Annotated in this window: 13 protein-coding genes and 1 other RNA gene; 9 read left to right on the top strand and 5 right to left on the bottom strand. The window is 32.1% G+C overall.

The genetic code is table 11. The features are described from left to right. Window positions 1-599 precede the first annotated feature (599 nt). On the top strand, window positions 600-1,403 hold the full coding sequence (kdsA, locus tag AAC053_RS02335) for a 3-deoxy-8-phosphooctulonate synthase (protein WP_339752371.1): 804 nt from the start codon (window positions 600-602) through the stop codon (window positions 1,401-1,403). A 225-nt stretch (window positions 1,404-1,628) separates the two neighbouring features. Further along, window positions 1,629-2,102, top strand: a complete 474-nt coding sequence (locus tag AAC053_RS02330; RefSeq protein ID WP_339752280.1) for a GNAT family N-acetyltransferase — start codon at window positions 1,629-1,631, stop codon at window positions 2,100-2,102. Here the strand turns inward: AAC053_RS02330 and AAC053_RS02325 are convergent, their stop codons facing one another. From AAC053_RS02325 to AAC053_RS02315, 3 genes are all read right to left on the bottom strand, one after another. Next, on the bottom strand, window positions 2,103-2,471 hold the full coding sequence (locus tag AAC053_RS02325; RefSeq protein WP_339752277.1) for a DUF1801 domain-containing protein: 369 nt from the start codon (window positions 2,469-2,471) through the stop codon (window positions 2,103-2,105). A gap of 222 nt (window positions 2,472-2,693) precedes the next feature. Beyond that, a complete protein-coding gene (locus AAC053_RS02320) occupies window positions 2,694-5,246 on the bottom strand; it encodes an adenosylcobalamin-dependent ribonucleoside-diphosphate reductase (RefSeq protein ID WP_339752274.1) in 2,553 nt (850 codons plus the stop codon). 167 nt (window positions 5,247-5,413) lie between these two features. Next, window positions 5,414-5,767 (bottom strand): hypothetical protein, encoded by a 354-nt coding sequence (locus AAC053_RS02315; RefSeq protein WP_339752272.1) that lies wholly within the window; start codon window positions 5,765-5,767, stop codon window positions 5,414-5,416. Between the two features lie 106 nt (window positions 5,768-5,873). Between AAC053_RS02315 and AAC053_RS02310 the strand changes: the two genes are divergently transcribed. From AAC053_RS02310 to AAC053_RS02285, 6 genes are all read left to right on the top strand, one after another. Continuing rightward, entirely contained in the window at window positions 5,874-6,482 is a 609-nt protein-coding gene (locus AAC053_RS02310) for a hypothetical protein (protein ID WP_339752269.1), read from the top strand. Between the two features lie 21 nt (window positions 6,483-6,503). Continuing rightward, a complete protein-coding gene (locus tag AAC053_RS02305; protein ID WP_339752267.1) occupies window positions 6,504-6,791 on the top strand; it encodes a hypothetical protein in 288 nt (95 codons plus the stop codon). A 3-nt stretch (window positions 6,792-6,794) separates the two neighbouring features. Beyond that, window positions 6,795-7,088 carry a transcriptional regulator gene (locus tag AAC053_RS02300; protein WP_339752265.1) on the top strand — a complete coding sequence of 98 codons (294 nt, stop codon included), beginning with the start codon at window positions 6,795-6,797 and terminating at the stop codon, window positions 7,086-7,088. 85 nt (window positions 7,089-7,173) lie between these two features. Next, window positions 7,174-8,550 (top strand): cell envelope integrity protein CreD, encoded by a 1,377-nt coding sequence (creD, locus tag AAC053_RS02295; RefSeq protein WP_339752263.1) that lies wholly within the window; start codon window positions 7,174-7,176, stop codon window positions 8,548-8,550. A 158-nt stretch (window positions 8,551-8,708) separates the two neighbouring features. Then, on the top strand, window positions 8,709-9,116 hold the full coding sequence (locus AAC053_RS02290) for a DUF2809 domain-containing protein (protein ID WP_339752260.1): 408 nt from the start codon (window positions 8,709-8,711) through the stop codon (window positions 9,114-9,116). Next, window positions 9,104-9,775: a DUF1361 domain-containing protein gene (locus AAC053_RS02285; RefSeq protein WP_339752258.1), complete on the top strand. Its 672-nt coding sequence runs from the start codon at window positions 9,104-9,106 to the stop codon at window positions 9,773-9,775. The genes AAC053_RS02290 and AAC053_RS02285 overlap by 13 nt, the downstream gene beginning before the upstream one ends. Window positions 9,776-9,836: 61 nt before the next feature. Here the strand turns inward: AAC053_RS02285 and AAC053_RS02280 are convergent, their stop codons facing one another. Together AAC053_RS02280 and AAC053_RS02275 are read right to left on the bottom strand one after the other, a co-directional pair. Next, entirely contained in the window at window positions 9,837-10,577 is a 741-nt protein-coding gene (locus tag AAC053_RS02280; protein WP_339752255.1) for a slipin family protein, read from the bottom strand. A gap of 97 nt (window positions 10,578-10,674) precedes the next feature. Next, complete coding sequence (locus AAC053_RS02275; RefSeq protein WP_339752252.1) at window positions 10,675-11,880, bottom strand: NAD(P)-dependent oxidoreductase; 1,206 nt, start codon at window positions 11,878-11,880, stop codon at window positions 10,675-10,677. 310 nt (window positions 11,881-12,190) lie between these two features. On the opposite strand from AAC053_RS02275, the gene ssrA reads away from it, so the two are divergent. Further along, window positions 12,191-12,584, top strand: a transfer-messenger RNA (tmRNA) gene (gene ssrA / locus AAC053_RS02270). The last annotated feature ends 31 nt before the right edge of the window (window positions 12,585-12,615 follow it).

Below are 12,615 nucleotides of genomic sequence, written 5' to 3'. Positions count from 1 at the left end.
CTACCCAAAATAACCAATCGCTAATTGGGCTAATTACGCCTATTTTGCTTGTCTTTTGATATACAAAATAGAAAAATGTGAACCTATAAATTAAAGACAGTTGCTCACAATTAGCAAGTACACAAAGTATATTCCTTACCTCTATTTTTTATCGGTAGTAGTCTACTGGTTTACAGTAATTAATAAAAGTAGTGGTGTTTCTGCCTACCCAATTCTTTTATTTGGCATACCCTTTTTATGGCAATTGATTAAACCTAGCCGAAAGTTAAATTTCTCACTAGGTATTATTTTTGTTTGTCTTTCATCCTATGTAATCCTAGCTTATTTATCTGATTTGTTCAATATTGTTGACTGGTCAGAATCTTCTAAACGATTTTTATTTTATGGAGGTGTGCTAGTTTTTGGCAACTTCATTATGTCACTTTGGATTGTTAGAAATAGTATTAAAAAGGTGTTTTAAATAGACAAAAAACCGCTTCGCTTTTAGAACAAAGAACCAAGACTTAATACTAACTACATAACAAATATCTTTATAAAAAAAGAACGAAGATTAATACTATCTTTGCAGCCTAATATTTAAGTCTTAAGCTTTGATTTCTATACCTAAACTAAAACATACTGATTCCGATAATTTCTTTTTGCTTTGTGGCCCTTGTGCTATTGAAGGTGAAGATATGGCCTTGCGCATCGCAGAAAAAGTAATTACTATAACTGATAAACTAAATATTCCTTACGTCTTTAAAGGCAGTTTTAAGAAAGCTAATCGCAGCAGAATTGATAGCTTCACAGGTATTGGAAATGAAAAAGCCTTAAAAATTCTTAGAAAAGTTTCTGAAACTTTTGATGTACCTACAGTAACAGATATACATGAAGTTTCTGATGCAGCAATGGCTGCAGAATATGTAGATGTTTTACAAATTCCTGCATTTTTAGTTCGTCAAACCGACTTGGTTGTAACTGCTGCTAAAACAGGAAAAGTAGTCAATCTTAAGAAAGGACAATTTATGAGTCCCGAAGCCATGAAACATGCTGTACAAAAAGTTATGGATGCTGGTAATGATAAGGCTTGGATTACAGACAGAGGTACGATGTTTGGTTACCAAGACATGATTGTAGATTTTAGAGGCATACCTACCATGCGAGAGTACGCACCAACGGTTTTAGACGTCACTCATTCTTTACAACAGCCTAACCAAAGTATTGGTGTTACTGGTGGACGACCAGATATGATTGAGACTATTGCTAGAGCAGGTGTAGTTAATAATATCGATGGTTTATTTATTGAAACACATTTTGATCCTGCAAATGCAAAGAGTGATGGAGCTAATATGTTGCATTTAGATAATTTGGAAGGCTTATTAACAAATTTGGTGGCTATACGTAAGACAATAAATAGTTTATAGGAAAATTTTGGTAGATTTTCTTCTAGCTCTTTTAGGCTACATCATTTTAAGATTTAGATATCCTAATAAAAATGAAAGACAAAAGGTTTTAAAAAAAACCTACGATGATTCTTATATAACAGTTGGTGCTGAATGGCCTTTAAAAATTATTGGTATCCTATTCTTCGTTGCCTTATTCTCCTTTTTAATTATTGTAATATATAGAGTTATATTTTTTGGACCTTCATGAAAAATCAAATAGAAATAAGACAAGCTGCTTTAGAAGATCTACAAGAAATTACTTCTCTTTTTAGAGATACGATAATTCATGTTAATTCTAAAGATTACTCTGAACAACAAATTAAAGTTTGGGCTTCAGGCGCTGATGATATTAAAAAATGGGAAGATCGTATTAACAAATTCTATTTTATTATTGCAGAAATTGAAAACTCAGTAGTTGGCTTTGCTTATTTAAAAAATGGTAATTATTTTGATGGCTTATTTGTACATAAAGACTATCAACGTCTAGGTATCGCTTCAAAATTAATGCGAATTATAGAATCTCAAGTAATGATGAATGGTTTTGAAATCATAAAATCTGATGTGAGTATTACAGCATTACCATTTTTTGATAATAAGTATTATAATGTTATAAAAAAACAGAAGAAGAGTTTTAAAGGTTTGGTTTTTGAGAATTATATTGTTGAGAAAGAATTTTAACTAACTCCTTTTGTAAAACCCTTCGTCTTTTAATGACTTAAGTTCTATCATAATTGCAATAAAAACCTTATCATTAATATCTTGAAGAGATCTATAACGCAACGATTTTACAACTTTACGGTTTTCTACTCTTAAATAGGCATCCCATTTTTTGGACAAATGTGCAGAATGCCATATACCTACGTCTATATAATCTTTAGATTGATTTAGATAGCATATTGGTCGTTTGCCAATATAATAACAAGGAATTCGCCACTTATATAATAACTCTGCTTCTGGCAAGGTGTGCTCTACCAAAATCTGTAAGTGAATTAAGATAGACTTATAAGGTTCTGGCTGCTTTAATATGTAAGTTTCTGCTAGATTCAAAATAATATTAATTTTTTATTAAATGCATAAATTCTAAAAGGTATTAAAATCCTTGCAGATATTTCTTAAGCACCAATTTAATACCGAAAAGCTCATATATATACTTTTAAAATTAAAGATTTAAATGAAAAGACCTCACAGATTTCAAAAAAGCTGTGAAGTCTAAATTTATTATTAATAAAAATGTTTTCGGTTAATGAGGTTTCTGCCTACTCAGTAATTTTAACCACATTTAGAATGTCCGCAACTCTTACATTTTAAACAACCTTCTTCAAAAATTAAGCCTTCAGGATCATTACAACTCGGGCATTTTTTATCTTTGGCTTCTGTACCTTCTGGCACAAAACGTTTTAATGCTCGTGCAACACCATTTTTCCATGTATTAATGTGCTCGTCGTATAAGTTTAAATTCTGAATTAAATCTACTACATAAGGCATTGGCATACCATGACGTAACACACCCGAAATGAGTTTTGCATAGTTCCAAAATTCTTTATTAAACGATCTAGATAGGCCTTCTATAGTTGTTTTATAGCCTTCATTATCAATATATTGAAAATCGTATCGTGATAAACCATCTTCGTATCGACTTTTTAAAACCCATCCTTTCTCAACCCATTGCGGCAGGTTAAAGGCATCTTTCATTTTTCCGGTAAAAATTTCATAAGGTCTCCCTTCAACAAAACCAATAACTGCTAACCATTTTACAGACTCATTATGAAAACGTACAATTTCTGCTTCAACTTTATCAGGTCGCTTTGCCACAAAAGATTTAGTCAGGTATTTATTATTCGTACCTTTTTCATTTTTATCATCAGTAGATACTAAAATTCCACTACGAGAACCATCTCTGTAAACCGTAATACCTTTTAAACCTTTTTGCCAAGAATCTACATAAATATCTCCTACCAAATCAACGGTTACATCAGACGCTAAGTTAATAGTAGAACTGATTGAATGTGTAGTGTATTTTTGAACCAAAGCCTGCATCTCTATGCGCTTTTTCCAATCTATTTCAGGCGCAGTAGCACCTGCGTATGGACTTTTTGATACACCTTTTTTACCAGTTGTATTCATCCATGTTTCATATTTTTTGTGATAGACTGTAAACTCTTCAAAAGCATCACCTAAATCATCAATAAAATCTACTTTAGTATTATCATCGTTTGTATTTACTTTTCTCCTACGAACGTAAGACAGCAAAAATACAGGCTCGATACCAGATGATACTTGTGCCAACATACTTAACGAACCTGTCGGAGCAACGGTACTAATTGAGATGTTTCTACGACCATTTTCCATCATACGATCATACATATCTGGAAATTCATTTTGCATCATTTGTACAAACTCAGACGTGTCTTCGATATTTCTATTGAATACTTCAAACTGTCCTCTTGTAATTGCCATGTCAATACTACTATCGAATTCGGCAGTCATTTTGGTTTTCATTATATCATCAACTGCAGACAATGCTTCATCTGTATCAAACTTAATTCCTAATGCGGCAACAGCATCTGCCAAAGCTGTAAAACCTAAACCAGTTCTACGTCCTTTACGACCTGTTTCTGCTAATAATTTCCATGTTTCTTTTTCGGCATATTTAATATGGTCTGGCTCTGGATCTGCCTCAATCTTATCTAATATTTTTTCAACTGCCTCTAATTCTAAATCCACCAAATCGTCCATTAAACGTTGTGTTTCATATACCACCTCGTAAAACTTCTTAAAGTTAAATTTTGCTTTTTTAGTAAATGGTTCTTCAACAAAACTGAACAGATTTACAGCGATTAAACGACAACTGTCTCCACCTTGCATTGCAATTTCTGAACATGGATTGGTTGAGCTATTTTTAAAACCTGGATACACAGACGATGTTGAATAATGATGTTGTCTATCCCAGAAAATTAAACCTGGTTCTGCAGTATTATGTGCACAAGTAATTATTTTACTCCAAAGGTCTTTAGCATCAATGTCTTTGGTGTATTTAGGCTCACTACTATCAATTGGCCATTGTAAAGTAAAAGTCGTTTCATTAACAACCGCATTCATAAACTCATCCGATAATCTAATAGAAATATTGGCTCCTGTGATTTTGGTTAAATCTTGCTTTATAGTGATAAAATCTTCAATATCTGGATGTTTAACATCCATTGTTAACATTAAGGCTCCACGACGACCATTTTGAGCAACCTCTCTTGTTGTATTTGAAAAGCGATTCATAAAGGACACTGCTCCGGTTGTACTTCTGGCAGCATTAGAAACTGTCGAATCTTTAGGGCGTAATTGCGACAAATCAACTCCTACTCCACAACGTCTTTTAAATAATTGTGCTAATTGCTGATCTGTATAACAAACACCTCCATAAGAATCTATAACTGATGGCACAACGATACAATTAGAAAGTGATGCAATAACTTCGTTATTCCCTAAACCAAACATAACGCTTCCTTGCGGTATCACATATTTAAAATCTTGGAATAGCTTATATATTTTGTCGGTTGTAAGTGGCTTTCTTTTCTTTCCATAAACTGATAAATTATCTGTAACAGTTTCTGTTTGAAGGTATTTTTTTTCAATTCTACCAAATTGTTCAGCCATGCGTTTATGCATTTCATCTGGTGATTTCTCTAAATATTTACCATTTTTGTCTTTTAAACAATATTTGTTAATCCATGTTGTAGCTGCGAGTTCGTCGTTATTAAAATACTTTAATGAAGTACTTAAGACTTCTTTATAATTATAGGTTTTCGTGGTCAAATCTATGATACTCATACTGCTATTGGTTTTAGAGAATTAAAACGGAAGAAAACAAAATTACTATTGATTAAAAACCAAAACATGACAAATGTCATGCTTGTTAATAACTCCCCTAAATTGTTAATTTAATAATGATGATAATTTATAACCAGCATTCCTTACAATAGTATAAGACAAAGAGCTTAAAATAATCCCAAAACACCAATAACAATTAGTGCAATACCAATAATCGCTTTAAAAGGCAATAAGTGACCAGACAATTGTCTCAAGCTCCCTTCTAAAGCTGGCACTTTACCAAATACATGAGTTAACAATAAAATACCACCTAAAATACTTATGCTATTAAAAAGTATATTGCCTCGAAATGTAAGAATTGCTAAAACTATAAGCGCACCACCTATTACAGTTTGAAAAGGTACCAAAACACCTGCTATTTTATTAAAAAAATTGCTTTTTCCATCCCATTTATCTAATGTAGTAATACCAAGTATCAATCCTCCTGTTATTTTAGCTATTGTATAAAGCAGTCCTATCATAATTTAACAATATTTAATGTTAGATTATAAATTTAGTTAATATCTCAAAATATATTTGCTCAATTCAAATAATTTATTTTACTTTGTATTTCAAAGTACTTTTGTTATGAGCAACGAAGAATATCTAAAAGACATCACCGAGATAAAGAGTTTAATGAATAAATCGTCTCGTTTTATTTCGTTAAGTGGATTATCTGGGATTTTAGCTGGTATATATGCCTTAATTGGCGCTGCAATTGCCTATTATTTGGTATATAATTCACCCAGAGGCTATCTTATATTAGATGGAACTATTTTTAGAATATGCGCAGCAATTTTAATAGCTGTTGCCATTTTAAGTATTATCACTGGCATATTTCTAACCACACAAAAAGCAAAAAAAAATGGTGAAAAAGTTTGGGAAAGTTCCTCAAAACGATTGTTAATAAATTTTCTTATTCCGTTAATTACTGGTGGACTTTACATTCTAATTATTCTAAATCAAGAGCGTTATGGACATACTGCTGCATTAATGTTAATTTTTTATGGTCTGGCTTTAATAAATGCATCAAAATATAGTTTAGGTGATATTAGATATTTAGGCTATACAGAAATTATCCTTGGATTGATCTGTGCATTTATGCCTGCTTATGGATTTTGGTTTTGGGTACTCGGATTTGGAATAATGCATATTTTATATGGTACATGGATGCATTTTAAATATGATTTAAAATAACCTAAAAATATCTATATTTTGATGTCATTAAACAAAAGAATAATAGTCATTTTTATCGCAGTTATTTTAATACTTTCTGTGCCATTAATAGCGATGCAATTTTCGGCTAATGTCAATTGGTCTTTATCAGATTTTTTTATAGCAGGTGTATTATTATCTGGTACGGGCTTATTACTCGAACTTGTTTTGAGGAAGGTAAATAAAAAAGAAAACAGAATAATTTTATTTGTAATAATCATAGCACTACTTTTACTAATTTGGATTGAATTTGCAGTTGGCATTTTCGGTACACCAATAGCAGGAAGTTAATTAATGAGCATAATAACTAACATAAATAAACTTTTTGACCATAGAGTTAGGCTCGGCATTATGTCTGTTCTTATGGTAAATGAGTATGCAGATTTTAATATGCTGAAAGCATTATTGGGAGCCACTGATGGAAACTTGGCAAGCCATACAAAAGCACTAGAAAAAGCTGATTATATTTTAGTTGAAAAACAATTTATAGGTCGAAAACCAAATACAAGATACAGCGCCTCTAAGCTTGGGAAATTAGAATTTAAAAAGCACATTGAAGCACTTGAAAAATTAATAGGAAAAACTTAATACTTCGACTACACTTTGTTTGTTGATATTTTTTTTAAATTTTTACTTTGAAAGACAAAGTACTTTTAAATGATAAAACATCACTATGAAAAACACAGAAAAACAAAACGCCCCAATTCAGCCAAACAAATTCGGAAACTGGCTAAAGACATCTATTACCGCAAGAATGCTTATAGTTGGCATTTTAGTTATGGTACTTCTCATTCCATTAACCTATGTAAACATTTTAATAGAAGAACGCGCTTATAGACAACAAGATGTTGTTGGAGAAATAAATAACAAATGGGGAAATGAAGTGATGATTTATGGACCCGTTTTAAAGCTACCTTATAAAACTTTCACGGAAACTTCAACCTACAACGAAAAAACTAAAGCATATATTAAGGAAACTAAAACACATATTAATTATGCCTACTTCTTCCCAGAAACCTTAAACACAGATGCAAAAGTAGAATCTAAATCTTTGCACTTAGGGAATTTTGAATCTGCAGTTTTTACTTCAAATATGGCTTTAGATGGAGATTTTAATACAATAGACTTGAAATCTAAAGGCATTAAAGATGAAAATGTTATTTGGAATGAAGCAACCATGATATATAAAACTACCAATTTAAAAGGTATAAAAACGGAAATGGCAATTCAAATAAACGGAAACACATATCCGTTTGAAACCACCTTTAATGAAAACAATCGTAAAAACCAGTTAGATCAACTAGAAACTGGATTTCTAAACGAAGATACTTTTAAAAGTAATTTTAATTATAACATGAAAGTGACCTATGATGGTAGCAAACAAATTAAATTAATACCAGTCGGTAAAACCACAACAATGTCTATGGTTTCTAACTGGGCAGATCCTGGGTTCATTGGCAACTACTCACCAAATGACGAAACAAGAAGCATTACAGAAGATGGATTTAATGCAGATTGGAAAGTGCTATCAATAAATAGAGCATTTTCTCAAATCTACCTTAATAAAATTCCAAATCTCAGCCAATTTGCATTCGGCACTAAGTTCGTTGTATTAGTAGATGAATATCAGAAAAGTGAACGCTCAGCCAAATATGGTTTTCTAGTAATAGGTCTAACATTTTTACTGTTCTTCCTTATTCAAACATTGAGTAAAATAAACATCCATCCTTTTCAGTATTTAATGATTGGTTTAGCCTTAGTAATGTTCTATACATTGCTAGTATCTATATCTGAACATAGTAACTTTTTAAAAGCTTATTTAATAGCAGGTGTGTCTGTGGTTTTACTAATAACATTGTATTCTAAGTCTATACTAAAAACGATTAAATTTCCTGCCTTTATTGGCTTTTCGTTAACTGCATTATATGCATTTATATATATTATAATTCAGCTAGAAAATTATGCGCTATTGGTTGGTAGTATTGGACTATTTATAATCCTAGCGATAGTAATGTTTGTTTCACGTAAAATAGATTGGCACAACGGATAAGTTGGTGTAATGTACCTCGCTCATAGTGATTGCAAAATACGTGAGTGAGGTTTCATTAAAACATAACAGTATGAAAATTATAAATAACATTAAAAACATCTGTAAACTCACAGCATTAGTTAGTTTCTTTATTGTATTAAAACTAGTAAACTTGTGATATGAAACTTCAATTCAATAAAACATATATAGTGTTAGCGTATACATTATTCTTAATAGAATTAGCAATAGCGTTTATTATAAAAACAGGATTTATTCGCCATACACTCGGCGATTATCTCGTAGTAATTTTACTATATGCAATTATCAGAGGATGCACCAATATAAAGGTTTGGATCTCAGCATTGGTCGTACTATTAATTGCTTATAGCATTGAATTGCTTCAACTCACACCAATTTTAACCTACTTTAATTTACAAGACAGTTTTACAGCTAAACTCATTTTTGGAAGTACATTTCACTTTTCAGATTTATTAGCATATACATTAGGTATTATAACAGTTCTATTAATCGAAGCCTCAATCACCAAATTTCAACACACCCAAAACATTAGATTATGGAAGCACTAAAAACACTCATACAATCAAAATTTAAAACGTTGTTCATTGTTACTTTAGCATTATCATTTAGCGTGGTTATTCTTATAGTAAGGATGAAACTAAATAAGTCTTTTTTCTATTTGTTTTTAATTTGGAATGTGTTCCTTGCAATAATACCCTATACCATAACAATGTATCTCAATTCTATAACCAATTTGGGTAAATTGAGATTAGGCATTTGGTTTTTGGTTTGGTTAGCATTTTTACCAAATGCACCATACATAGTTACAGACCTCATTCATCTTAGAATTGGCAATGGTTCGTTGTTATGGCTAGATGTACTCGTTGTGTTGTCCTTTGCTCTTAGCGGCCTATTTCTGTTTTATCTTACAATTATAGACATGCAAAAAATAATTACTTCAAATTTTATACGCATACCAATTGGTGCAACAACCACTGTTGTTTTATTCTTATGTGGTTTAGGTGTGTATTTAGGCCGATTTTTACGTTATAATTCTTGGGAGATTATAAGTGAACCTCAAGTTTTAATTTCAGATGTTATTAATATCCTTCTTTCACCATTTCAGAATTCTGAAGCTTGGTTATTTACAATGGGATTTGGTAGTTTTTTAGTAGTTGGATATTGGATGTTTAAAAATTTATGTTTAGAACAACCATCTCAATCTTAATACCTTTTTAAACAACAGTCTAAAGGAATTTGTTTTTTTACAGGTAAACGCCAAATCAATTCTAATCTTCTTTTTTTAATCTTGGTAACACTTCTTCAGGAAAAGGGAACAAAATTGTAGAATTCTTTTCTGCTGCAATATTCGATAAGGTTTGATAGAGTCTTAATTTAATAGCCGATGGAGATTGATCTATTTTTCTACCAGCATTTAATAAAGCATCTGCAGCTTGCTCTTCTGCTTGAGCTAAAATTATTCGCGCACGCCTAGAGCGCTCAGCCTCTGCTTGGTTGGCCATCATACGCTTCATGTTTTCTGGTAATTGAATGTCTTTTATTTTTACATCAATAATCTCAATTCCCCACTCTTTGGTCTCAATCTCAACGATACTTTTAATGTTCTTACCCATTTCTTCGCGCTTAGACAAAATGGTATCTAACTCTACCTTACCACAAACATCTCGTAAAGCGGCTTGTGCCAACTGATTTATAGCAAAATTATATTCTTCAACTTCTAATACAGCCATTTCTGGATTTACTATTTTAAAGAATACAACGCCATCAATACTGCATGGCACATTATCTTCGGTCATCACTTCCTGAGATACTACATTTATAGTAATAACACGAATATCTACTATCTGAATGGTTTCTACAATAGGAATAATCCATCTAAATCCAGGCTGCAACGTACTAATATATTTACCAAACCTAAATTTTAAAGCGCGTTTATATTCAAAAACGACTCGGATTCCTAACAATAAGAATAATAGAAATAGTAACGAAAAAATAATTAGTGAATTCATAATATGGTCTTTTTAGCATTAGTACTGAGTATTAACTCATAAGGTCGCTAATAAAGACCAGTAAAAAAATGATATTGGTCACCTCAGTGAACCACTCTTATTCCTTTCCATCTACATAATCCTGAAGATAACTAAAACGCTTTGTCAATTTACCATTCTCCGTAATCTTGGCGCGTTTTAGAACTCCTTTTTTATCGTTATTAAAAAATGCAGGAATCACATGCTCTAAAAATGTAGATCCGAAACCTTCACTAGCATCTTTTGGTAATTCGCAAGGCAAATTATCTACTGCCATTATTGTAATTGCATCTTTTTCGTCAAAAGCAACTTCTTGTTCCGTTTTAGGATTGTAACCATAAAAAGGATCTGCAATGGTTGAAGCTCTCAATGTAGAAGCAACAGGCCCATCAATATCGCAACTAATATCTGCCACTAAATTGATTCTAAAATCTGATTGTTTAGCATCTTCTCTAGTAAACAAATAAGGTGCATTGTTACCATAAAAATGACCCGCTATAAAAAAGTCGGTTTCTTTGGCATAAGCCATAAAATTACTTTCGTAACCCGTTGGATCTTTATAAAACTCCCATTTATCGCCTACTTTGCCATCGACACGTCGGCTATATTCCATAACATCAACCATGCAATAAGCAGGTTCAGTAAATTGAGATGTTAAGTATAAGGCATCACTAATTTCCTTAATGCCTAAATGGTCTAAAATCTCTTTTGCACCACGCGCTACTTTACCTGTTCCTGATAATAATATTTTAATATTCGGAATCGTGATTTTATCTAACTCATTCTTAACGGCATTTAAATCCGCAAGGGTTTCTACCTTTGGAAGATTAAATAAGCCATCTCTTATTCCTAAAGCTCTAAATCCATTATAAGCACCGACTAAACCAGCATAGCGACCAAAACCAATTAAACGCATATTATTTTCGCGTACAATAGTTTCGTGATCATACATTTCAATGTTCTTTTCTAACATTGCCACTAATAATTTTCTATTATAAGGTTGCTTTTTTATGGTATGCGAAAAGTAGAAATACTTTTTATTTGGCAATAAATGTACAATTGGCACTTCTTTTACGCCAATCATTACATCTGCATCAGAGACATCATCAGTAACTTCAAATCCTAATTGAGCGTAAGCTTCATTTGGAAACACTCTAATACCTGAAGACTCTACTACAAATTCAGCCTCTGGAAACTGAGTTCTGGCTTCTGCTAAAGTTTCAGGTGAAAAAACAACACGTCTATCTGGTGGATTTTTTCGTTCCTTGATGATGGCAAATTTCATAGAAAATAATATATTTTCATTCCCATGAAAATGGGAATCTCATTATTAAAACAACTGACATTATTACCAAAATTTAAATTGGAATAATTTTTGCACGAAAATAGTTGGATTTAAGAGGTTGCACAACTTTTTTTGTAAGTTTGCAGCTCGCGTTATGGATTGCAGCGACATCCTTTTGCTTTTTAGCAAAAGATATAGCGTAAAGCCTGACCTTTTGTGATCCTGTAAGGTTTTAAAAACCTAACAGGTATAAGCGAAAGGTAACGCCCAGAACAAATAATTAATGAGATTCCTGCTTTCGCAGGAAAATGGGGTCGACTGGTTTTGACAGCGAGATTAATTAGATAGTAAGCACGTCGTGTAATGGCATTGAAACACGTAAAAGGCAAGACCAAATTTTAAACGGCGAGAATAACTACGCTTTAGCTGCATAATCTGAATTATAGTAAGATTAAGCCTCGTCCTACTAGGTAGGAGTGCTAAATGTCTCGAGAAAGCCTTAGTTAATGGCGTTCTTTATTAGGCATCGTAAAAATTAACTTAGATTAGGTAGAGCTTTGATGCCTTTTCGAGATTAAGGAGCTAAGCTAAAAGTGGGTAGTCTTTAACCAGCTTTAAGTCGAAAAACCAAGAAAAGAATAAACGTGTAGAAAGCTATTTTGTTACTTGTTTGGACGAGAGTTCGATTCTCTCCGACTCCACAGAAAAAACCACTCTTAAAGAGTGGTTTTTTAT

The sequence above is a fragment of the uncultured Winogradskyella sp. genome (assembly GCF_963975125.1).
Taxonomy (GTDB): domain Bacteria; phylum Bacteroidota; class Bacteroidia; order Flavobacteriales; family Flavobacteriaceae; genus Winogradskyella.
The sequence above is the reverse complement of the archived record's forward strand: the minus strand, read 5'-3'. Positions and strand labels throughout refer to the sequence as shown.